This is a genomic window from Paenibacillus sp. S-12 (genome assembly GCF_030363895.1).
GTDB lineage: Bacteria > Bacillota > Bacilli > Paenibacillales > Paenibacillaceae > Paenibacillus_B > Paenibacillus_B alvei.
On record NZ_JASIUF010000027.1, the window covers coordinates 20,287 to 44,466 of the forward strand.

At 47.2% G+C, this 24,180-nt stretch carries 18 protein-coding genes and 1 pseudogene; 11 read left to right on the top strand and 8 right to left on the bottom strand.

Annotation, left to right across the window (positions count from 1 at the left end):
• Positions 1-157: 157 nt before the first annotated feature.
• Positions 158-982, bottom strand: coding sequence for a hypothetical protein (locus tag NO352_RS24770; RefSeq protein ID WP_005543225.1), 825 nt, complete (start codon positions 980-982; stop codon positions 158-160).
• Between the two features lie 739 nt (positions 983-1,721).
• Between NO352_RS24770 and NO352_RS24775 the strand changes: the two are divergent.
• Positions 1,722-1,904, top strand: a pseudogene (locus tag NO352_RS24775) (IS4 family transposase); the annotation flags it as partial.
• Here NO352_RS24775 and NO352_RS24780 read toward each other — a convergent pair.
• The 3 genes from NO352_RS24780 to NO352_RS24790 all read right to left on the bottom strand — a co-directional run bounded on the left by NO352_RS24780 (position 1,902) and on the right by NO352_RS24790 (position 4,620).
• Positions 1,902-2,879, bottom strand: coding sequence for an ABC transporter ATP-binding protein (locus NO352_RS24780; protein ID WP_268598924.1), 978 nt, complete (start codon positions 2,877-2,879; stop codon positions 1,902-1,904). The pseudogene NO352_RS24775 and the gene NO352_RS24780 sit on opposite strands and share 3 nt — an antisense overlap.
• A gap of 176 nt (positions 2,880-3,055) precedes the next feature.
• Complete coding sequence (locus NO352_RS24785; protein ID WP_005543219.1) at positions 3,056-3,847, bottom strand: ABC transporter permease; 792 nt, start codon at positions 3,845-3,847, stop codon at positions 3,056-3,058.
• On the bottom strand, positions 3,844-4,620 hold the full coding sequence (locus NO352_RS24790; RefSeq protein WP_005543218.1) for an ABC transporter permease: 777 nt from the start codon (positions 4,618-4,620) through the stop codon (positions 3,844-3,846). Before NO352_RS24790 ends, NO352_RS24785 begins: the two co-directional genes overlap by 4 nt.
• 248 nt (positions 4,621-4,868) lie before the next feature.
• Between NO352_RS24790 and NO352_RS24795 the strand changes: the two genes are divergently transcribed.
• The 6 genes from NO352_RS24795 to NO352_RS24820 all read left to right on the top strand — a co-directional run bounded on the left by NO352_RS24795 (position 4,869) and on the right by NO352_RS24820 (position 13,986).
• A complete protein-coding gene (locus NO352_RS24795; RefSeq protein ID WP_289357014.1) occupies positions 4,869-5,201 on the top strand; it encodes a PadR family transcriptional regulator in 333 nt (110 codons plus the stop codon).
• A gap of 2 nt (positions 5,202-5,203) precedes the next feature.
• Positions 5,204-6,553, top strand: a complete 1,350-nt coding sequence (locus tag NO352_RS24800) for an FtsW/RodA/SpoVE family cell cycle protein (protein ID WP_289357015.1) — start codon at positions 5,204-5,206, stop codon at positions 6,551-6,553.
• Positions 6,554-6,861: 308 nt separating this feature from the next.
• Positions 6,862-8,382 (top strand): polysaccharide deacetylase family protein, encoded by a 1,521-nt coding sequence (locus tag NO352_RS24805; protein ID WP_289357016.1) that lies wholly within the window; start codon positions 6,862-6,864, stop codon positions 8,380-8,382.
• A 273-nt stretch (positions 8,383-8,655) separates the two neighbouring features.
• Positions 8,656-9,849, top strand: a complete 1,194-nt coding sequence (locus NO352_RS24810; RefSeq protein ID WP_005543210.1) for an AAA family ATPase — start codon at positions 8,656-8,658, stop codon at positions 9,847-9,849.
• Positions 9,846-11,309, top strand: coding sequence for a DUF58 domain-containing protein (locus tag NO352_RS24815; RefSeq protein WP_289357017.1), 1,464 nt, complete (start codon positions 9,846-9,848; stop codon positions 11,307-11,309). Before NO352_RS24810 ends, NO352_RS24815 begins: the two co-directional genes overlap by 4 nt.
• A complete protein-coding gene (locus NO352_RS24820) occupies positions 11,272-13,986 on the top strand; it encodes a transglutaminase-like domain-containing protein (RefSeq protein WP_289357018.1) in 2,715 nt (904 codons plus the stop codon). The genes NO352_RS24815 and NO352_RS24820 overlap by 38 nt, the downstream gene beginning before the upstream one ends.
• A gap of 284 nt (positions 13,987-14,270) precedes the next feature.
• Here NO352_RS24820 and NO352_RS24825 read toward each other — a convergent pair whose 3' ends face one another.
• Positions 14,271-14,840, bottom strand: a complete 570-nt coding sequence (locus NO352_RS24825) for a helix-turn-helix domain-containing protein (RefSeq protein ID WP_005543205.1) — start codon at positions 14,838-14,840, stop codon at positions 14,271-14,273.
• A 159-nt stretch (positions 14,841-14,999) separates the two neighbouring features.
• On the opposite strand from NO352_RS24825, the gene tdh reads away from it, so the two are divergent.
• Together tdh and NO352_RS24835 are read left to right on the top strand one after the other, a co-directional pair.
• On the top strand, positions 15,000-16,058 hold the full coding sequence (tdh, locus tag NO352_RS24830) for an L-threonine 3-dehydrogenase (RefSeq protein WP_289357019.1): 1,059 nt from the start codon (positions 15,000-15,002) through the stop codon (positions 16,056-16,058).
• Positions 16,059-16,106: 48 nt separating this feature from the next.
• Positions 16,107-17,285 (top strand): glycine C-acetyltransferase, encoded by a 1,179-nt coding sequence (locus tag NO352_RS24835; RefSeq protein ID WP_289357020.1) that lies wholly within the window; start codon positions 16,107-16,109, stop codon positions 17,283-17,285.
• Positions 17,286-17,502: 217 nt separating this feature from the next.
• Here the strand turns inward: NO352_RS24835 and NO352_RS24840 are convergent, their stop codons facing one another.
• The 3 genes from NO352_RS24840 to NO352_RS24850 are packed head-to-tail and all read right to left on the bottom strand — an operon-like array spanning position 17,503 to position 20,646.
• Positions 17,503-19,440, bottom strand: a complete 1,938-nt coding sequence (locus NO352_RS24840; RefSeq protein WP_289357021.1) for a M56 family metallopeptidase — start codon at positions 19,438-19,440, stop codon at positions 17,503-17,505.
• Complete coding sequence (locus NO352_RS24845; RefSeq protein WP_005543200.1) at positions 19,440-19,847, bottom strand: BlaI/MecI/CopY family transcriptional regulator; 408 nt, start codon at positions 19,845-19,847, stop codon at positions 19,440-19,442. Before NO352_RS24845 ends, NO352_RS24840 begins: the two co-directional genes overlap by 1 nt.
• A 40-nt stretch (positions 19,848-19,887) precedes the next feature.
• Positions 19,888-20,646 carry a hypothetical protein gene (locus NO352_RS24850; protein WP_289357022.1) on the bottom strand — a complete coding sequence of 253 codons (759 nt, stop codon included), beginning with the start codon at positions 20,644-20,646 and terminating at the stop codon, positions 19,888-19,890.
• Between the two features lie 753 nt (positions 20,647-21,399).
• On the opposite strand from NO352_RS24850, the gene NO352_RS24855 reads away from it, so the two are divergent.
• On the top strand, positions 21,400-23,142 hold the full coding sequence (locus NO352_RS24855) for an ABC transporter substrate-binding protein (protein WP_289357023.1): 1,743 nt from the start codon (positions 21,400-21,402) through the stop codon (positions 23,140-23,142).
• 69 nt (positions 23,143-23,211) lie between these two features.
• Positions 23,212-24,168, top strand: coding sequence for an ABC transporter permease (locus tag NO352_RS24860; RefSeq protein WP_289357024.1), 957 nt, complete (start codon positions 23,212-23,214; stop codon positions 24,166-24,168).
• Positions 24,169-24,180 lie beyond the last annotated feature (12 nt).

Sequence of the window (24,180 nt, forward strand, 5' to 3'; positions counted from 1 at the left end):
AAATCCTTCCTATAACTTGTGGGACAACTGAAAACATGATCAGATACAACATTTCATACCAATCAATTGACATTAAATCTTTTCCACTTATTAAATGGTAACTAGTAAAACCAATAGATACTAGGAAAATGCTTAACATAATTTGATAAATCATTAATTAATTTTTCTTATACCCATCCAACCAAAATTCAGAAGTAATAGGGCTTCCTTTCATAAGATTATCTCTATTGGAGTCAGAATAAAAATAATGAACTGTTTTTTCAGCTACTTTCATTCTAAACATTTTCGGGTCTGGTGGAAGCAAAGTTTTATAGTATACAAAATCAGTATACCAAATATCCTCGATTTGATCGTCCACGATATAAGCAATTAACCCAGTGGTAGAACTAATTGTTGCAGCAGCCCCAGCTCCCATCGTACTTGCACCTACAATTCCTGAGATTACTGCAGTCACAGCAGCGACGGTATATTTTTTGATTTTTGTGGAATAATTAAAGGTTCCATAATGAGTCCAACTTGAAATTGGATAATCACCACGATCACCAAGAGTGTTTAGTTCCGGTGAAAAGGTATTAGCATCAGTTGGTTCTGGCTTAATAAAGGTATCAACAAATTTGGGCTCTCCATTGGATGGGGTAATTGTGGTTTCAACGACAGCCCCATTTACCTCGACCATTAGATTAGCAATGAGTTCAAACTCTCCAGTCGTTGTTTCTTCATAGATTTCACTATCAACATGTGTGAGATCAGGGGAAGTTTTCTCAATTGCCTTATATTTCTTTGAATTACTAGTATACGTATATTCCATATCACTCAGATCGTCAAAGCCACCCTTAATGAAGGTGATATCCTTCTTTGGCATTGCTAAGATGTTTTGTATTGAATGTTCTGTAACTTGAATTGATTCCTTAGCAAATACTTGTCCAGAAATACTACCGATTAAAGAAATAATGAGAACTGAGATTACTAATTTTTTAAACATTCGCCACCTCCGAAATTTGTTTTAGTGTAAGACCATATACTTGATGTCTTATACTCTAGGGTGGAAATATAGCCTATCAACTATAGGATAATTTAACATAAATTGTATATTATGTCCAGTTTTAAATTGAACCCCTTTTGAAAACGATTTACTTGAGGATGCTGTGCGTCGTTTTAGATGATCAGTCAGCAGTGTGGGTAAATTACAGAAGTCAGCATGCATTTCTACGATTGCAGGATTTTGAAGAGTTTATTATTAAATATTCTACCTATGAACTATAAATGAACAAATTTAAATCAATATATTTCCAACATAAAGTCAGGCAAGCAACCTATTCATCTTTTGTTGTTTTTTCTATTGTGTCTCTGTAATTTAATAGACTTAAAACCTAACAATACAAAGTGATGTTATCTACTATGCTCCCCTAATCGCAGACAGCAATAAAGAATTCAAGCTATTTTGAATTCAATACTGTAGACGTAGGGGATTTTTTTATGCGTATTCGGATGAGCGACTAAATCCCCAGCGAAAATCTAGTATTAAAATCTTTATAAAACTATTTCTAATAACTCAACTTTCGCAGCTATAAAAGCGAGGTAAACCCTTACTAACTAGGGATTGCTGAATAATGCATAAACGCGGAAAATCATGAGATACTCAAAGAAAACTATGGGTTTCGAAATTTGATCAGGTGCAAGTTTTTTGCGAGCTTTCTTATAAAAACTTGCACCTTTAAATAATAGCGATATCTTACTTGAAGCTAGGTACAGAATTTCAAGGTAGATCCTTTGACATGCTCATCAGCCATACCACGATTGTATTCGCACGATATTTAGTCAAGGAATGGGAACGACGCTGTGAACAAGATAGTCGTTTCTTAGTCGGGCTGTTCTTTGTGATTTCTGATGAAGCCATATGCCTAGTACACACGGTGGATAACATCCTCGAAATCCGGTTCTTCCATGTGAACGTCTTCCACTTCACCGAATTGCCCCAGGATACGGAGTGCATCCATGGCACTCAATTCCTCGCGATTGCATTCCACGGTTAAAGTCTGGCCGTTCAACTCACGGAAGCGAAGCGGACTGGGTATATTCTTAGATTGGTCAGAGATTTGGCAGCTGCTTCGATAGGTAACCGAGATGACAGTCGGCAAGCCGATGCGCTTGCGCAGGTCGTCGATTGTGCCGTCGAAGCCGAGCTTGCCATGATTAATGACGATGACGCGATTGCACAACTGCTCGATATCGTCCATGTCATGCGTTGTCAGCAGAATCGTCTTGCCGAGCTCCTGATTAATCGTCTTCAGGAACTGGCGAATATTCCGCTTGGCGATGACGTCAAGGCCAATCGTTGGCTCATCGAGGAACAGAATGTCTGGATCATGCAGCAGCGCGGCCGCAATATCGGCGCGCATTCGCTGCCCGAGCGAGAGCTGGCGTACAGGTGTATTCATGAATTCATCCATCTCCAGCAGTTCCGTCAACTGTTGAATTCGCTTGTGCTTATCTGCGGCATCAAGACCATACATGGCTGACAAGATATCGTAGGAATCTCGTGTCGGGAGATCCCACCACAGCTGCGTGCGCTGTCCGAACAGCACGCCAAGTCGCCGGGTTACTTGACGCCGTGCCTTGTACGGACTTAATCCGAAGATGCGCACATCTCCGGATGTCGGGTGCAGAATGCCGGACAGCATTTTAATTGTCGTTGACTTGCCTGCACCATTCGGGCCGATGTACCCGACAAATTCGCCGCTGTTGATGGTAAAGCTGATGCCTTGGACAGCCTCTTTGACGAGCTTGTCGCGCGAGAGAAGAGTACGGATGCCCTTGAAGGCCCCCTCCTTCGGTGCGGGACGGACGAATCGTTTATGTAAATCAGTTACGGTAATCACGAAAATCCCCCTTTATTCCGATCGTTACGTGTGATGCAGCTTCTTATTCCGGTTGGTTATTGGCGTTATTGTAGTTAGCTCTGTGCCTAGCTTCATATCAAGTTGCATTCGAACTTCATATCGAATTCATTTCGAGTTCCATATGGGCTCCATATCGGCTCGATATGGACGTCAGCTTAGCTTCCTGTGCTCTGATAGCGGGAAATTCCAAGCTTCCATACGCGCAGGGCAATCAGAAATACGGCAGCCGTAATTGCGATAGACAGCCCAACTAGCCATATTCCAGATTGCTGACGCAGGATGTACAACGAAGGAATATAGTTCGCGAACCCGACCGGAATGATGCTGAGCAGGACGCCTTGCATCCATTTCGGATAAATGGTCATTGGATACTGCGCTGCTGTGCGGGCAGCATCCTCCGTAATGTTCTGCAATTCCTCGATCCGGGTTACCCAAAAGCCCGCAGAAGCGGTGAGCAGCCCAATGGCAAATAACAGTACGGCACCTGATAGGATGACGATGATTGTCAAAGGAACGGCTGTCCATCCGATCTGTCCGTTCTGCATCATAGTGCTCATGCTAATGGTCAATATGGTTGTCCCTTGCACGAACTCTCCGAGCCTTATGGAGAAATTCTGGGACATGAGCGCAAGCAGAACAGGAATAGGGCGCAGCAGAAGTCCGTCTAGTGCTCCATTTACGAGATAATGCTCCAAATGGTGTACGTCAGAAGCAACCATGCGGTACATCGCCTTAGACAAGGACAAAATGGCATACAAATACCCGGCTTCCGCTAAGCTCCAGCCTTGGATATGGCCAAATTTCAACAGGATGACCGCAAGCATAAGAAATTCGACGACACTGATAACGGTCGCCATTAGCGTAGAGAACCAGAAATTAAACTTGTATTGCATACGACTGCGAATGCTTGCGCGAACGAGAAGCACATACATACGAATCCACTTCATCCGCCCTGCACCTCCACCTTGCGTCGCATAATCCCGGTAACGGCGAGACATGCAGCAGTGAATACGATGCACCACACCAGCGAACCTAACAGCGCGGACGGGGATTCCATGCCGAGATAGATCCGGGTAGGGACATAATGCAAAAACGGATAAAAAGAAGCACGGCTAATATCGCCAAGCCAAGTTGGCAGCCATTCGATCGGGATAAGAAAGCCCGACAGCAGCATGCTGAACGCATAATTGACCCAGTACAGCCAGACAGATTCTGTCGTCCAGAGCGCAGCGGCTCCGATCAGATAGTTCAGGCATATCGAAATGTACGCGGCCAGCGTCAAAGCTACAGCGGTCCACACGTAAGTGATAATCGTAGAGGGGACGTGAAGCGGCATTACGAAGAAATATAAAATGTAGATCGGTAAAAACTTGTAAACAAACTGGTAGGCGATTTGCCCCCATTCCTTGCTCATCAGCTGATAGAACAAATGAACGGGACGAACAAGATCAAGGGCGATCTGCCCAGTCCGAACGGACTGCTGGATGCCAAGTCCATTTGTAAGAAAGGCGGCGACCCACAAGCTTGCCTGATTGAAGGCGACGTAGCTTACGATGCCGTTCAAGCCGTACTCGCCAAGCGGTCTTCCTTCGCCAATTCCTGTCCAGATCGAAATGTAGATAAATCCGAACATGAAGCTGGCGATGTTGTGCACCATATGTGCACTTCGGTACTGCAAATTACTGAGATATTTTTTGCGAGCCAAAGTAAAAAAGAGCATTCTCCACCTCCGTCATCTTCTCGTATTGCGGCGTGCCATACTAGTGATGCTGGGTGAAATAAAAAAAGAGAGCGAGGAACATAATACCAGATGGGATGATGGAAAGGCAAGCATTATTTAGCAAACATAAGAGATTCGATGGAACGGCTTAAAGCTATTGCTCATATTCCTATACTTGCCAAATACCTAGATTTACGATATATAGTATATCTAGGTATTACATAGATGTGGGAGGGATGATCGATATCATGCAGCCGAAGGTGAGCAAGGAACTATTAAAAGGCAGTACGGCGATGCTCATATTGTCCATGCTGGAAAAGGAAGAAATGTACGGCTACGAGCTGTCCAAGCGGTTGGAAGCTGCGTCGTCGGGATTGTTTGCGCTGAAGGAAGGAACTTTGTATCCGATTCTTCATGCGTTCGAGAGCAAAGGCGAGGTAGAAGCTTATTGGAATGAGGCAAATGGCAGAGCCCGCAAATATTACCGGATTACCGATCAAGGACGTAGGCTTCTGCAGGAGAAGACGGAGGAATGGCGCTTATTCCGTCGTTCTCTCGATCAGGTGCTTGGGGAGGTATAGGGATGCCATGTGATCAGAAATCTAGAGATACGCAGCACAGCTCGATCCTTGAACAATTCGTGGGCGACGTCCTTGCTCACGTGAAGGCCAAGCAGATGCACAGTGAGATTCGAGCTGAACTGCTGGATCATTTGCTGAATGAGACGGAATCAGGGATGGATTATGGTATGGATGAAGCAGTGTCTGCGCAGCAGGCGGTGCGCAACATGGGAGAGCCTTCCGTTGTAGCAGCGCAGTTCAATCAGGTGCATCGTCCTAAGGCCCCTTGGAAGCTGTGGATTTCCGTATTGGTGTGGATTGCTATTTGTGTAGTTGGCTTGTTCGCCGTGCAAGCTGGAAATCCTCAAGATCTTTATCGCTTATCTGCCGAAGGTTATGCATGGCGTCTAGTACCGGGGGTGGTGGCTTTTCTGTTTGCATTTTGGGTAGGTTATCAGAAATTGCAACAAGAAGCAGCATGGATATATGGCATTACGTTGTGTTTAAATGTGTATACTGTGTTTTTTCCCGTTTACACCATAAATGGGTACCCTCAATTTGGACTAAAGGCAATCCCAATCCTTGGTGACATTCCCATCGATATCTTTTATATGAGTCCGTATCTATACCTCTTTTCTTTGTATTCGATGTGGAGCAGAATACCAGAGAACATGCATCGTGCAATTTTCCTGAAAATCGTTCTTTTTATACTGCCGATCATTATATTTCTTGTAAATTGTAATCTGCTGCAAGTGTCCACTTATCTTGTCGGAGGTATAATCGTATTCAAGCTGGCAGGAGTGAAGGGAAAGAATATGGCAATTGCGGCCGGTGTGACACTCATAGCAGGCGGACTCTGCTATTGGCTTATAGAGAGTCTTCGCTTTATGGTCAATCACAGATTAGTAGTATGGTTTCATAGCTTTTGGAGAGACGGGGGTTACACTCAAAAAGTGGTACAGCAGTTGTTTCGCGAAGCAGGATGGTTCGGGAACGGAGTTAATAATATTCGCAGACTTCTTCCTTACCTAGATAGCGAAAATTTGACTGTGACGATCGTGCATATGTTTGGGTGGGCAGGAGGCTTGGTATTAATAATCTGCCTTGGCGTTATTATCGTTACGATGTACAATTCAGCGCTGCTATTTCGTGATCCGTTTGCTAGAGGAATTGGTCTTTTGGTGAGCGGGATGATGGGGATTCAGAGCTTGCTGTATATCGGGGGAATTATCGGGGTCGTTCCCATGAACGGTGGTGCAGGACTTCCTCTGCTCGGATCCGACGGGAGTGAGATTGTACTGTGGATGCTGTTGCTGGGGTTGTATTCCAGTTCACATTGGAACAAAGACATGGTATCGGTTCTAAATCGATGAGCTGAGTTGTGAGAGTAAGTGGGCTATTGCGTTTAAGAGAGTTTGAGTTGAAGAATTACATATGCTCGTAGTAGCAGCAATGAGGAAAAGGTGACATTCAATCGATGTCCCTTTTTTTTGAATAGGAAAATGTTGTTATTCGACTGGTGAAATCGTATGATCAAGTAGTAGCCGCAAACTAGAAAAAAGGTGGCGCCATTCGGTGTCATCTTTTTTTATTTCCGCCATATAATCTAGCAATAGGTAATAGAAACAGGGACAAGTTCACGCTTGAATGCATTACGAAAGGGAAGAAGGAGACGATGATAATGATGAATGGCAAGTTAAGAACGTTAATGATTACGGCGCTGAGCGCCTTGCTTGTTCTGGTTGGAAGCTTAGCCTCCGTTGATGGACGTTCGTCAACGGAACATGTTGCATATGCTTCATCGGGGCATGTTCAGGATAGCAATCTATCATCCAGCTCTCATACATTGGAATCTTCCAGTGACCCAACTCCTGAATTGTCTGCAACTGATTCGTTACATTTCGCGGGTCAGCGAGTTGGCGTTGAAGCGGCGGCTGCGCAAGTTCTAGTAAGCAGCAAGGGCAAATCCGAGGTGCCTGCCAATAAGCCGGACAAGGTTGTGTATTTGACATTCGATGATGGCCCTAGCATACATACGAAGGATGTACTCGATATTTTGCAGAAAGAGAAGGTGAAGGGGACATTCTTCGTGTTGGGACAGCAGGCAGAATGGAATCCGAAGCTGGTGGAGCGTATTGTGCAGGAAGGCCATGCGCTTGGCAATCATAGCTACAATCATGAGTATTCAGAGCTGTATGGCGATTTCCGGAATTTCTGGAGTCAGATTAAGCGGACTGGGCAAATTATTGAGAAAATTGTTGGTTTTGAGCCCGAATTAGTTCGTGCGCCTGGCGGTACTTTTTTGAACTTTGATAAGCAATATTTCGACTTGATGAATCAAGCGGGGTATCTCGTATACGACTGGCATGTAGACAGTGGCGATTCTAAGCGGCGCGGCGTTCCTGCCAAGGAAATTGTGCAAGGGGTGAAGGACGGGGGATTGCTCCCGTCAACTGTTGTGCTTATGCATGATGGAATAGGGCATGGGGAGACTGTAAAGGCACTTCCAGAAATCATTCGTTATTATAAAACAAAGGGATATACATTCGATGTGCTTTCTTCCTATGTAAAGCCCGTGCAGTTCAAGCTAGCTGCCAAAAAACGCTGGTCCAGATCACCTGTAAGCACTGCATGGATTGAGGCAAATGTGAAACCGATGGAGACGGCGAATCATGATAAGCAGCCAAAGCCAGAGCAGAAGCCGAAACCAAAACCAAAACCAAAACCAAAACCAAAACCAAAACCAAAACCAGATACGAAAGCAGACGGTACAACGGATCCGAAGGTGAATCCAAAACCAGCAGAGCCCGTAAAGTTGGATAGGCTGCTGAAGATAACGACGGATCAAGGGGAGATCGAGTTCACTCCAGATCAATTTATAAGCTATCAGGATCTTACCTATGTTCCATTGCGCATGCTGGTAGAGCGCCTAAATGGTTCGGTAGAATGGAACACGGAATGGGAACGAGTAAATATCAAGTGGAATAACACCACAGTTGGCATAAATGTACGGGCGGGCAAGCTGGAATTGATAGGGCAATCAGGCGAGGATGGGGAAGTGAAGGTGCAGCCTCTCCAAGTCGTGACACAGAAGTATGTTTCATGGGTTCCTTTGCGGCAAGTGCTGGATGCATTCGGTGTGAAGCTGACAAGCTATACGCTTTCCCCGATCGAATTAACAGATAAAAATAAGCAGGAATAGAGCTCTCCATTAGAATTAGGTTCATTTTGAAGCAGATCCAATTGAAAGAATGAAAGATTCAAGATGATGTAAGAGATTGCGGACATGATAGGTTTGAAAACTAGCAGCTTGGGCGACACTGATATATAGAACGGCCCGGGACGATGACAGACGTGCAGCTGCACGCGGGAATCGTTCCGGGCTTTTTGTCGTGTTGTTGTCTATGAATGTGCAGAAGAATAAGAATCATATAAGCAAGTCAGGGTTGATAGTGGTTGATAGGGAGGGAATCATATGACGAATGAATGGATTGCAGGAAGCGGGCAGCGTCCGCAGGCGGATAACGATGTATGGATGACGGAGTTCGCGCAGCGGGGTTGGGTTTCTTATCTTGAGCGCATGGAACAAGTCATTATCGGCAAACGAGAGGTCGTGAAAATGGCAGGGATCGCGATGCTGTCAGGCGGACATATATTGCTTGAGGATGTGCCAGGCGTAGGGAAGACAGTGCTTGCACGTGCGCTTGCGCGGATTACGGGCGGAACCTTCCGCCGCATTCAGATGACACCGGATATGATGCCGGCAGATATTACAGGCAGTATGGTATGGGAGCCAAGCACGGGTGAGCTGCGCTATAGTGAAGGCGCCCTTCAGGCAAATGTTGTGCTGGCTGATGAATTGAACCGTGCCCCTGCCCGGACACAGTCTGCTCTGCTTGAGGCAATGGAGGAGCGCATGGTTACAGTGGACGGCACAACACGTCCGCTGCCGGATCCTTTTATGTTGATTGGAACTCAAAATCCGCATCATTTTGAAGGAACTTATCGCATGCCGGAAGCGGAAGCTGATCGGTTCATGATGCGCTTGTCTATCGGGTATCCGCATGCTGAGCAGGAAGCGGATATGCTGCTGCGTCATCAGGATGAGCAACCGCTGCTGCGCCTGAAGCCGCTTTGGACTCCAGAGGAATGGCGCTTGCTTGTACGGCGTGTTCAATCCGTACATGTGGATGAGGTGCTGTGCCGCTATATGGCGGAGCTGGCGCTCGCAACTCGCGTCCATGAAGCAACAACGCTTGGTGTCAGTCCACGAGGAACGCTCGCCTTAATGCGAGCCTCACAGGCGCATGCATGGATTGAAGGCAGAACCTATGCGGTGCCGGATGATGTACAAGCGGTGGCCGTTCATGTGATGTCTCACCGTCTGCTGCTTCAGCCGCAGGCCGTTCGCAGTGGCGTGCTGGCCGAGGAAATTGTGCTTGAGGTGCTTCAGCATACTGCTGTTCCTGGCTTCCCCACTGGTTCTGTGAGCAGAAGAGCTGGGGGAGGGGGCTCCAACGCTTCGGCGGCCAAGGCGGGACGATCAAGGCAAGGAACTGCCTATCGCGCTTCGGATTCCAGAGGGATGTCTATTCCTCCTGTTTATGGAGCTGAGTCGACTCCTCGCCAAGCTGACAATCGAATATGGTTCGGAGGATTATTTCGATGAAGCAGGCGCTGCGATACCTATTTACAGTTGGCGGATGCATTGCGTTAGTATGGATGGGAGTTGTACGCGCAAGCGCTGCGGGATTTTTTCTTGCAGCCATACTAGCCGTCATGCTGATAAGCAGCATTCGTTTTTATTGGATAGGGCAGAGACTGCGCTCCATTCGGGCTGAGCATCAGCCATTAAGCGCCAAGCAGGGAAATGGAGAAGATATGATCTTTCACGTCACCCTTAAGCTGGATCGGCCTTTTCCCGTATTATGGCTGCGTGTAACGGAGTTTTGGACGCGAACCGGAGGCGAGGGTGGGACATGGATGTGTCGGAGGTTACTGTTCCCCCGCCGCCGCCGGACATTAGCATTCACCTCGTCGTTTGTCGGTGCTCCTCGAGGTGTGTATGAACTGGAACGTATTGAGTTCCAGCACGGGGATTTGTTCGGCTGGTTCAAGCATCACGTCATCATTCGCCCGGTAGCGGATACGGCTCCTATCTGTATTATGCCGCCAGCGATGACCCAGTCGAATATATTCGTAAGCGAGCAGGCGTGGCAGTCCAGTCAGGGAAGTACTGGTCAAGAGGCGGACGACTGCGGCGAAGGACTGTATGATCAGGCATCCAATCCGATGATTTTGCCAGAGAGAGGCCATATCGCAGGAAGCATTCCCAACACACAAATTGCTAGCGGCTATCGAAGCGCGGAGCTGCGGGCATTCCGTGCTGGCGATCCTTTGAGATCGATTGATTGGAGAGTGTATGCGAAACGGCGAACGCTATCGGTTCGTGTTCCTGAATCAGGCCAGCGCGAACAATGGGATATTGCTATTGATGATTCCTTATGGCGGTTGGAATGGAATCTGAACACGAATGACAAGAACAAGAATGGCGAGAACAGCAAGAATGCTATGGATGATGGTGAAAAGAAAAACGAGTGTAGAAAGCTTGTACAGAAGATGGAGGAGACGCTTGCTGTTGCAGCATCCCTTATTCAGCGTGAAACAGAAGCCGGACGTACTGTTCGATTAATATGGATCAGCGACGGTAGGATTGTACAGGGAGCTCGAAATGCCATGATCGCATTGGCGGCTGAACAGTTGGGCACACGGGAGGAGCTGCGGTGGCTGTATGACGAGACACTTCCCAGCTCGCTTCACTCGGATACATCGGTTCATAGGCGGCTGGCAGTTGTGAGCGCGCAGCGGTTTTCCCAAATGCGGGGGGCTGTTACGTCTTTTGCAGGTTTAGGTCAAGTCGATCAATGGTTGCATGTGGATGACTGGCAGATGGAGAAGGTGGGAATCGGTGCTCCTCGATCCGTTAGAAGTACCGAGAAACGTACGGAAGTGACATCCGCCGAGGCGATGAACAGAGAGGCCCGGATGTCTGATGGGCAAATGAACGATAGTGGAAACCGAGGTGAGTATCATGTATATTCCGATAACTGGACGTCAGCGCAAGGATAACGGACGCTCACTGACTTCAGAAGCCGCTGTGAGCGCCCGGGGGACCTGGTTGCTGCGCTGGAAGGCAGCTGGCTTCACGGTGCTGCTGTACGCCTTGTTCGCAGAATGGTTCTATCCGCTGCAGGAGGTAGGACGAAATATTGATTTGAATGATGTACGTCCTTTTCTTGTTGCGGTAGCCATCTATTTGCTTATCGGCCTGATCATTCGCAGCTCGGTGCTGTCTACCCTGCTGTATGGCATGGTTGCTCTCGGGACAACGGCTTGGATGTTTGGATCGATTCGCGTTCTCCCTCATACTTCCGATTCTTGGTTAGCCGGAGAGGGATTTGTTCGTTCTCTGCTAGTAGGACTGGCGCGAATCGCGTCAGCGCTTCGTTCTGACATTAATGGCTGGGTGGATGGGAAATGGCTGCATACAAGCGGGGAGTTTCGGACTTTGCTGCTGCTGATTGGGTGGGCGATGTTAGCTTCCTCGATTCAATCCCTTATGCTCAGCCGCAGAACCGTTCTCTTTTTTACGATATCGACGATCGTGTACTTGTTTGGCTTTGAATGGGGATTCGGACTTGATGTGACAGGTTCGATCGCACGTACAGTCGGCTGGGGACTTCTGCTATCCGCTTCGCTCTACTTGGATGAGCAGCTTGGATCGGATACAGAACATTCACGAATAGGGCAATGGCCGCTCAGATGGCTGGTATGCGCTCTGCTCCTGTCCCTAGCTGTTGTGGGCTTGGCAGAAGGAATGAAACAAGTGTATCCCTGGCCGAAGCCGTCTCCTTTCGCTTCATTTGCAGCGTTGACGCAGTCCCTGTCTCCCGAACAATCGAGGGCCCGAGCAGGCGGGGGGAGCCGTGCACAACGTGATGCCACCGGTCAGCTAGCGGAGCATAACCGCTCGATCGCTAAAATAACAGGCTACAGTATGGATGATTCGGAGCTCGGGGGCTCGCTTCAAGACAATGATACAGAATGGTTCACCGCAATATCCCCTGAGCCAACGTATTGGCGGGGAGAAAGCAAGTCGATCTACACAGGCCGGGGCTGGGAGGCGTCACAATCAGCAATAGAGCGTCTTGATGTATCGGGGGCCTTGCAGCCGGAACATGCGGACACCTCCCAAGGTTGGTCAGCCCCTTTCCAGCAGACAGTCATATGGAAGTCGTTCCGTCCTGCCTATCCACTGTTGTTCGGCGGAATTCCCGAACGAATAACTTCTTGGTCACCGCAAGCTGGTGCGGGGGGAGCGTTATCTGCTTCACAATCTTTTATACGCTTTGATTCTGCATCTGGGAGATATAGCACGGATACAAGCATGGCAGAAGGACAATCAGAAGCGATTCCCTTAACTTATCAATACGATACGCGAGTATTTCGATTCAATGCAAGTCTGCTGCGGTCATCTGCCGAAGGAAATTGGCCGGAAATGGTGGGCAGAGATGGATTGCAGTTGCCAAGCACCTTGCCTGATCGGGTGCGCGAGCTTGGAAAGCGGCTTGCTGAAGGGGCGGACAGTCAATATGACAAGGTTCGCAACGTGCAGCAATTTTTACAGCAGGAATATACCTATACTAAGGTGAACACGGCTGTGCCCCCGTCAGGGCGAGATTTCGTCGATTATTTTCTTTTTGACGCTCGGCAAGGATATTGCAATCACTTCTCGACGGCCATGGCTGTACTGCTTCGCACACAAGGGATACCCACCCGCTGGGTGAAGGGATTTGCGCCGGGAGAGGCTACCTCGCCAGGTCAATACTCGATAAAGGGTGTAGATGCGCACGCTTGGGTGGAAGTGTATTTCGATGCAATAGGCTGGGTGCCGTTCGAAGCGACGCCGCCCGTTGGAGTGCCAGGAGGGGATGCAGCATCCAATCCGGATGTTGTAGCGGCATCGGAAATCGAAGCGGGAAGTGAATCCGGAGAAGCCATATCCGGGAGCGAACAGAAGCTATCCCAATACCGTATAACACCTGAGGTAGCTGCTCTGCTGAACAATCCTCCTGAAGCGGATACAGGAAGAAGTTGGGACGTTGTTCGATCCATAAGCAGCACAATAGCGCGTTGGTGGAATATCGGTATGCAGAGTATCAACACCTATTTGGCAAATGAATGGCTCGCACTTCGGCATCTCTCAGCGGATTGGAAGGCGATCGTGGAGCGGGAGGGTACGGGGACGGCCATAATGGTGGTTAGTTACCACGTAGTTACTCGTATGCCGCTGCTTCTATGCAGCGGTGCTGCCGGGGTTCTATTGCTTCTGTTCGCGATACGCTATATTTCGAGACGCCATGCACTACAGCGCAGGCTGCGGAGGCTTGTTCAAGCTCAGCAGAATCAGTTTCGCATGAGCCGGGTACAGGAGATGGGGAGTATCGCTTGGATGCTAGTTGAGCGGAAGTATGGCGCGAAGCCTTGTGGAATGACATGGACGGAATATGTCAGCCAGACAAAAATGTCTAATCGTACAGGACAAGAACATCGCGAGGTTACCATAACGGAACGTGTTGACGCGGGACAGTCGCGTGAAGCTATCAGCCAATTTGTGTCCGCTTGCAACGTCCTGTTCTTCGCAGGCAGACCAACTGATCAGGCGGTTCAGCAGCAGTTTATTGACGGTTGCAACGGTGTGCTTCGAGACTGTGCAAGAGAAAAGAAAAGATGCGGATGCCAATAAACCGACCATCAACCGACCATCACCGACAATAAACCGGCTAAATCTAATGCAGACCGAATAGAAACCCACCTCAAAACAATGAATGAATGATGAATCTTCCCATATCGGGGAGGTTCTTTTTTTATAGGAAGACACCTGAGCGAAGGGGATAATCGTGAAAGGGGAGCAACAGATGATGATTCACCCGCATAAAAACAGAGTATGACACGCTTGCCAGCCGCATTCATTGTCCCTGCCCAGAAGACATCAGCAGGTGGCGAGAGACCAAACGCGGGCTTGGTCTCTCATGATTTGCCCACAGTTGGATAATGGAGCAGTGTAATATAGCGGATGGCAACATTGGTGTTGTTCGTATACGTGTGGTTCTCATTCGCGGTGAAACGAAGCGCCATGTTCGGCTCAAGGGTATAGGTTGCGCCGCCAATGCTGACTTGAAGCTGCCCGTTCATGACACAGATAAATTCCTCAACCCCCTCGTAATGCGGTTCTGAGGTATAGCTGCTGCCAGGTTCAATGACGACACTGTACACTTCAAATCCTTTGTCCTGCTCGAACGGGAAAATCGGATATGCCCGATACGCGCCTTCTTCCTCTACCAGGGGAGTTGTCTCTTCCATGTGGACAACAGTAACATTTGGCGTGGATTCCTCCATTAGGGTGGCAAATGAGATACGAAGGCCATTCACAATTTTCCATAGTACGGAAATGGTTGGGTTCGATTCTCCGCGCTCGATTTGCCCCAGCATCCCCTTGCTGACTCCGCTCATCTCGGACACTTGATCAAGGCTTAAGCCGCGTGATTTCCGTATTTCTTGCAGATTCTTGCCGATTTTCTTATGTATCGGTTCTTGCATTGGATACTCCTCTCTGGTTGTCTATACGATCCATTCCAAAATCATACAAATCACCATATACAATATAACGCACATTCGTATAATATATTATACAGGAAAAAGTTAGAAATATTTGCTGCTTCTATTGTAAAAAAAAATCGAGGAAGGGGCAATCGGTTTATGACCCAAACGATGATCGGATTAGTAAAGGCAGAGCGCAAGCCTGGGGCAATTCTAAAAGAGGTGCCTATACCTACTTATGGACCCCATGATGTGCTTGTTCGAGTAAAAGCTTCATCGATATGCGGGACAGACGTCCATATTTATAAGTGGGATGATTGGGCGGCCCGTACGGTCGTTACACCTAATGTATTTGGACATGAATTTGCGGGAATCGTCACTGCTGTCGGCAGTGAAGTGACGAATGTGAAGCCAGGGGATTACGTGTCTGGCGAGGGGCATGTGGTCTGTGGAATGTGCAAGGCATGTCGAACAGGCAATGCGCACGTGTGCGCGAATACGCGCAGCTTCGGCATTACGATCCCGGGCTGCTTTGCAGAATATGCGGTCGTACGGGACAGCAACGTTATCCATAATGATCCAAACCTGCCTCCGCATCTTGCTTGTCTGCAGGATCCGCTTGGCAATGCGGTACAGGCCGCACTATCCGGGGACATTGTCGGTAAGAGTGTTGCAGTTATCGGCGTTGGTCCGATTGGAATGATGGCGATTGCGGTGGCGAAGGCGTGCGGCAGTGGAACGGTATTTGCCGTTGACATTAATCCGTATCGGTTGGAAATGGCAAAGGCAATGGGAGCCGATGTTGTCATTAATAGCGCGGAAGAGCCGATGGTCGAGAGCTTGATGCAGCATACAGGCGGCGAAGGCGTCGAGGTCGTGCTTGAAATGTCAGGTCATCCTGGAGCGATTCGCGATGCTTTGAAAGCGGCTGCACAGGCAGCGCGCGTATCACTGCTAGGCATACCTACACAGGAAGTGCCATTCGACCTGGCACGGGATATCATTTTCAAAGGCCTGCATATTGAAGGCATTACAGGACGGCGCATGTTCGATACCTGGTATCAAATTAAGGGACTATTGAATCGTGGTCGCTTGAATTTAGAGCCGCTCGTGACTCATCATTTTCGGCTTGATCAATATGAAGAGGCTTTCGAACTGATGGCTTCCGGCAAATGCGGAAAAATTGTGTTTTCCCATGACAGGGATCAAGCGATATAGCTGGCGCAAATGCAATGTATGTAATATCAAATTTAGGAGGTTGGCAAAATGGCAGGGTTTGAAGTGATTGAAGGACTGTTGAACAGCCTGAAGGAGGAAGGTCGCTATCGCCCGCTCTCTATATGGGAGGGAGGCTCGGATTCCTGGATGACCTTGCAGAATGGTCGACGCGTACTGCAAATGTCCTCGAACAATTATTTGGGATTAACGAAGCATCCAGTGCTCAAGCAAGCCGCTATAGAGGCTATAGAGGCTTATGGGGTTGGAGCAGGCTCCGTTCGCACCATTACAGGAACACTCGACATTCACGACAGGCTGGAGCGGCGCTTGGCAGAATTCAAGGGTACAGAAGCAACGCTTGTATTCCAATCCGGATTCACAACAAACCAAGGAGTGCTATCTTCAATTCTGGGTCCAGATGATGTAGTTATTAGTGATGAGCTGAATCATGCGAGTATTATCGATGGCATCCGACTGACAAAAACAAATAAGAAAATATACGCCCATAAAGATATGAATCAGCTTGAAGAGGCGTTGAAGGCATCTGGCTCATTTCGCCAGCGAATTGTTGTGACGGACGGCGTATTCAGTATGGATGGCGATATAGCTCCGCTGCCTAGCATTGTAGAACTCGCAGAACGTTATGATGCGCTCGTCTATGTCGATGATGCACATGCAAGCGGCGTGCTTGGCAAATGCGGCAAAGGCTCCACGGATCACTTTGGATTGCACGGGCGCGTGCATATTCAGGTAGGAACCTTATCGAAGGCAATCGGCGCAGTTGGAGGCTATGTGGCAAGCTCTCAAGTGCTGAAGGATTACTTGACTCACACGGCGCGTTCTTTCTTATTCAGCACCTCTCTGCCGCCATCAGTCGCCGCAACTTGCCTTGCTGCGATTGATGTTCTTCAGAATGAACCAGAGCTAACTGAGCGGTTGTGGAGTAATGCGAATTCATTCCGAACGTCTTTGCAGCAGGCAGGCTTCGATACGGGTGAGAGCCAGACACCGATTATTCCGATTATCGTTGGCGATCCTGCTCGTACAATGGCATTTTCACAGCGATTATTGGAAGAGGGGATATGTGCGCAAGGCATTGTATATCCCACAGTCGCACTGGAACGTGGGCGTGTTCGCTTGATTGTGACGGCTCAGCATACAGCGGAGGACTTGGTTTTTGCGCTTGAAGCGCTGAAGAGAGTGGGCAGTGAATTTGGCATGATCTAATTTCAAAACACCATTTATGAAGCCAGTCGTCGAAATTCAATTGGCGACTGGTTATTTCATTTTTTTGAATGTGATGACTGCAATTTCGAAAGGTCAGCTCAGCGATAAGCTCACTCTTGTTGCAAAAACACCTCCAAGGTTGTCTCTATATCTTCCGATATTGAGCATTTTCTTGAAGGTGTTTTGATTCATTCCACTCTATGGGGTCAGTCCAATGTTATTTTTTCACCACTGCTTTCAAAATATCAGTCATTTGCTCTTTTGTCATATCCGAATGGGTAGTAATACTGTAATAGTATTTGCCGGTACCATACCAAAAAACATATCTGTTAACAGGTTGACCTGTAGTAGGCGGCGTTTCGTAACTGAAACCTTTCAGCTTGGAAAATTCCTCGTCGGCCGTATACTGATTGAAGATTAGCGTGTCTTTGCCATTCGTATACTCAAGACGGATGCGTCCCGGCTCTTTCCAATCAAGCTTTTTCGTGTAAACGGGTTTACCGCTCTTTTTACCTTCGGCTCTCAGATCATCAAAGAATTTTTTCTCGATTTCGCTTTTTATGTTCGCAATTGGATTTTCAATGACCGCTTTAGAAAACGTATATCCCTCCGGCAAGTTGGAAGGTTGCTGCAAGATGGAGCCGTTCAAAGTAGAAGCCTTTTTAACGTAATCCTCATAGGTTGAGAATTCCAGTTTCTTGCCAAAAGGTTCAAATTCCAGTCCGTTGTTCAGGTTCTTGTATTTGAAATACATGATGTAAAGATCACCCGGTTCCTTGGGCAGTTCTCTCACTCTCTTTCTCTCACTTGCGATAAACTCTCTTTCATCCGCAGGTATAGCTTTGGCTGCATCTTCCGCTTTTTTTATAGCCTTCTCCATTTCTTTCTTGTAAAGCTCTCGATCCTCGCGATCGATAACCCCCGCGGGATAGATAATATCTGGCTCATGATTCACAGCAGTGTTTGAACCCAGTTCCGATTGTACGGAAGCCGCTTGTGGTACGCTCTCTGCCTTGCTTTCCTTTGCATTAACCAACGTCACGCTACCAAGTGTGAGAATCGTCGCCAACCCTAGAATGGATAGGTGATATGATTTTTTGTTAAATTGTTTGATCATTGTAAGTCTCCTTTTCATTTGTTTGTGCGTGGCTGACAAGCCGGCAAGTCCCGGTTGAGGACGGTATCCTGAAAAATGCTCTAGCACATGGATAATCGTCTGCCCATATGCATTGTTTTGCTGCGGACTCATCCGATCCAGCACACATGCATCACAGGCCATCTCCTGATCCTCTCTCGCTTTATGTACGGCAAGCCACAATAATGGATTAAACCAATGGAGGATCAGGATGATGAACATAACCCAGTTCACCGCCACGTCCCGCCGCCGGATATGGGCGAATTCATGCGCCAGAATATACTGAAGTTGATCCTTTTTTAACGTGATGAGCAGACTTGGAGAAATGACGATCGCAGGCTTAATAAAACCGACCACGGCAGGTCCTGGAATCCTTTCAGAAGCCACGAACTGCACTTTGCGCTTGACATCGAACAACTGCTTCGTCTCGTGAAACGATGCCGATAGATAAGGTGTTTCGATAGGGTGCCCTGCTCGCAGAGCTTGTTTCAATCGAAGCTGATCGAATACCGTTTTGGCGGCAAGAAGCAGAACACCTGCAAGCCAGATGAGCATCAAGACATCGGCAAAGTTCATTTGCTTGATCCTATTCCACCCCAAGCGGCTCTCTTGTACGGTTCCAGATTCATGAGGTGGATACGATACGATAGTCTCCCGTATAGGGCTGTTTTTCTCCGAGTTGAAAGACCGCTTTCCATGAACTTCTGCTTCGTTTTTTCTCCCAGCATCTATCCAATATTCGCGCCAAGCTGATGGATCTTGAGTCTGCTGATGAATACCGGGTACTATGGCTTCCAAAGATACAATATTGTACAAGCTAAGTGAAGATTCCGGTGCCCAAGGGAGCAGTAAACGAATCGCCACAGGAATCCAAAGTAAATATTTCCACCGGGCTTCAAGCTTGTTTTTCAGTAGAAATTGCAGGATGAGTACAAGTACGACCAGAATGCTGGCCATGAATGATCCGCGAATCACCCAGCCAAAAACCGACAACAAAGTTGGATGTATGCAAGGACTCATCAGGGCTCTCTCTTTTCTTCACCGTCGCTGCGGTTTTCGTCAAATAAAGCCTTCAGATCTTCGATTTCCTGCGCATTTAGCTTTTTATCCTCCAAAAAATTAGCTAGCATCGGCTTTAATGCCCCGCCATACAGTTTTTTTATAAAAGATTTGGTTTCGGATTGCAGATATTCCTGTTCGCTGACAACAGGAAAAAAGAGTCGGGTACGCTTTGCTCTCCTTTCAAGCTTGGCACCTGCCGCTCCCTTCTGCACCAGCCGACTGAGAAGCGTCCGGGTCGTATTCGGGCTCCACCCCATGTGATCCGTCATTTGTTTTACGACTTCACTGGAAGGGCAATCTGGAATCGTCCACAACACGCGCATAATTTCCAGCTCTGCATCCGTAATGGGTGGGATTTGGTTCATGCATGAAACCTCCAAAGTCAATTCAATCAGACTATAAATGTTATTTTTTCACAACTGCTTTCAATGTTTCAGTCATCTGCTCTTTTGTCATATCCGAATGGGTAGTAATACTGTAATAGTATTTGCCGGTACCATACCAAAAAACATATCTGTTAACAGGTTGACCTGTAGTAGGCGGCGTTTCGTAACTGAAACCTTTCAGCTTGGAAAATTCCTCGTCGGCCGTATACTGATTGAAGATTAGTGTGTCTTTGCCATTCGTATACTCAAGACGGATGCCTCCCGGCTCTTTCCAATCAAGCCTTTTCGTGTAAACGGGTTTACCGCTCTTTTTACCTTCGGCTCTCAGCTCATCAAAGAATTTTTTCTCGATTTCACTTTTAACATTCGCCCTTGGATTTTCAATGACCGCTTTAGAAAACGTATATCCCTCCGGCAAGTTGGAAGGTTGCTGCAAGATGGGACCGTTCAAAGTGGAAGCCTTTTTAACGTAATCCTCATAGGTTGAGAATGCAAATTTCTTGCCAAAAGGTTCAAATTCCAGTCCGTTGTTCAGGTTCTTGTATTTGTAATACATGATGTAAAGATCACCCGGTTCCTTGGGCAGTTCTCTTACTCTTTTTCTCTCACTTTCAACGAACTTTTTTTCTTCGGTATTTGAAGCCTTGCTGGTAGTTTCCTTTGCTGCAGTTTGTTTGGTCAGATGGGAGGATGCCGCCTCCGCCGCGAGGTTTACCGAAGAACCCAGTAATAAAATACTGCCTAGTGCTGTGATTGCTACCTTTGATGCTGCCTTCACATTGTCACGCCTCTCTAATGTTTGTTCAGAAAAAACTACATCCGTAGTTAATTAACATACTACAACTGTAGTTTAATGATGTCAACATGCTTTATTGCAAAATTTTTTGCGAAGAAAACATGGAACATAACTTCCTTACAGCCTGTTAGGTAAGGGTTGTATATTCAAACATGCTTCTGTGTAGTGAATTCAAAATAATTATAGACTCATGTATAAAAATAACTATTATTCTGTGGAATCGTGCAGTATAATACGTAGAAATACATACATATACATCATGATAGGACTGCATTATGGAGGAAATAAAGGAACGGGGAATGTACACAATCCGTGGAATTACACCGCTTAATGACTTCTCATTACGGACAGACGTGAACGAAGTTATCGATACCTCATAAATGCATAATTATGTATCACTCGACGGGAAACGAATGAACCCTTTCAACGCAGAATCGGCCCTCACCCAATGACCAATCCATTCTAACATCATCGACCCAGCATAAACGATTTTGGCAGCAAGCCCTTTTCTTCACAAAGAAAGACAGTAAGCAAAAAAAGAGATAATCGGATGTGTGGTGGAGTTTTCCTTGGTTTTTATAGGTAATTCCCAGAAAATCAGAACTTTTAATTGAAAATTGACGCATTTTTACTGTGTACATAATTTTACCACTGGCTTATAATAAGGCCTATAAAATTCCTACTGAGCTTATAGGAATAGTTGATTATAAACTTGTTCATTTCAGGAGGGTCAACATGAAGAAAACATTGCTTCTTCTTTTATCTTTAACGATGACTAGCAGCTTGCTATTGACAGCATGCTCGAATGACAGTGCGACAACTGCAGATAAAGGACAAAGTCAGGTGTCATCCAACAATTCTAGCTCGGGAGAGACACAGACACCTCCTGTGGAAGTGTTGACAGAGCCTGTTAGCGCTTCAGATATGTCGAGGCTTCCAGAACAAGCAAAGAAACGTACAGATACGATTATTGTTGGTCTGACAGACCCGAGCGGCGCATTTACTCCTTACTTCCAGCAAAGCGGATATGACGGCAACGTTTCCTCCATTTTGTATACACCTCTCGTGACGAATGATGAGAAAGGCTTGCCGACTCCGGGCTTGGCTGAAAAGTGGGAAATTACAGAGGATGGAAAAACGTTTACGTTCCATCTGCGCAAAGGCTTGAAGTTCAGTGACGGCTCACCGATTACGGCAGATGATGTTGCTTTCACGTGGACGCTTGTAAATGACAAGGGATACACAGGTGAAGAAGATTTGTCCCTTATCGGCATCGTTGGGGCAAAAGAATATAAAGAAGGCAAGGCGACTTCGATTGCAGGCATCAAGGTGATTGATCCAAATACGATCTCTGTCACTTTGGAAAAAGGAAATTCTCAGGCGCTCTCGATCCTTGGGGGTGACGTGCTGTCCAAGGCTTATTACGGCAAGGATTATAAGCAGGGACAGTCTCTGGACTATATTAAGAACCTGCATGCGAATCCGGTGGGAACAGGGCCATACAAGCTGGAGAAGTTTATTCCAGGCCAAGAGGTACGATTTGTTGCGAACGAAAACTATTTCAAAGGCAAGGCGAAGACCGAGCACTTTATCTATAAAACAACAGAAGGCGACACGTGGCAGTTCATTGAAACAGGAGAGCAGGACTATGGTGCATTTACTGCAACGCAAGAAAATATTGATAAGCTGAAGGCTCTGGGCTTCTTGAATCTTGTGCCAGCTACAGCAAGCAACTATGGATTCCTGTCATTTAACCATGAGCACGATACGTTCAAAGATAAACGCGTTCGTCAGGCACTGACTTACGGACTTGACCGTCAATCGATTTTTGTGGATGCGAACCAGGGTGCAGGACAAGTGGCAAACATTCCATGCCCGCCGACATCTTGGGCCTATACAGAAGAAGGTATTAACACCTACAGCTATGATGCAGAAAAAGCAAAAGCGCTGCTTGATGAAGCAGGCTGGAAGATTGGCAGCGACGGAATTCGCGAGAAGGACGGTAAAAAGCTGAAGCTTCACTTTATCGGCTCGAAGAGCAAGGGGAATGATCTGTTCGTCACGATTGCGAAGGAAAACTATGCAGCGATCGGGGTTCAATTCGAGCCAGAGCTGTTCGCAGACTTTAATGCGCTAGGTGCGAAAGCCGACAGCGGCGATTATGATCTTGCTTCCTTCTCAACGCCGGTTCTGGTAGATCCAGCGGATGGCGTTCGTCGCTTCGTGAACGGCGAAGTGAAGGGCTATGACAATCCAAAAGTGAAAGAGCTGTACGACAAAGGCTTGGCAGCAACAGACATTGAAGAACGCAAGAAGATTTATAAGGAGCTGTTCCAAGTTCTGAATGATGATATGCCTTACATCTTCACAAGCTATCGCAAGTCGGTCTATGCCTACAATGGACGTATTCAAGGGATGAAGATCTCTCCATTGACTGGTGTAGCTGGAAGCGTGTTCGACTGGGAATTGAAATCATGAGCATAGGAGCCCCTGGCCTGCATATTCAATTGCAGCCAGGGGCGAATGACTTCCAAAAGGAGTGCGAACATGAGTAACTTTTTGCTGCGAAGATTTTTGTACATGATCCTCATTTTGTCTGCGGCATCCTTATTTATTTTTGTACTGTTTGCAATGATGCCTGGCGATTTTCTGGCGGGCAATACGAAGCTGTCACCGGAACGGAAGGAAGAGCTTCGAGCTATATATGGCCTTAACCAGCCTGTATTGGAGCGGTATTGGAATTGGTTGACCAATGCCTTCCATGGCAACTTCGGATACTCGTTAGCACAGCAAAAGCCTATCATAACGCTGTTCAATGATTATGTGTGGAATTCATTTTTGCTGGCGATTGTTTCAACCTTTTTTACATGGTTGTTGGCGGTTATTATTGGTGTCGTTTCAGCGTACAAGCAGTATTCATTCTTTGACACCGCCGTGATGGTCTTTTTATTTGCTGCGATGTCCATTCCATCGTTCTTCATCGGATTGTATCTGATCAAGATGCTGGCGGTTGATTTGAAGATACTGCCTCCTGGAGGAATGATTACGACAGGGAGCAACTCCACGGGCATGGCGCATGTGTGGGAAGTCATCGATCATATGATTATGCCGGTAGCGGTAATGGTCTTGCTTGGAGTCGGTTCGCTGACACGATATTTCCGCAGCAATATGATTGACGTCATTCGGCAGGACTATGTACGGACAGCAAGGGCGAAGGGGATGAAGGAACGAGTCGTTCTATATCGCCACGCGCTTCGCAATGCGATGCTGCCGGCGATTACCTTGGTTGGTTTTGAACTGCCGGGCTTGTTCAGCGGCTCGATGATCATTGAGAAGATATTTAACTGGCCGGGGATCGGCCAATTGTATCTCCAGTCTTTCGGTACGCGAGATTATCCGCTGCTCATGGGCTTTACGATGTTCATCGCCATTTTGACGATTATCGGGACGCTTATTTCCGATATTTTGTACAATGTCGCCGATCCGCGCGTCAGATTGCATTAAGGGGGAACCAAC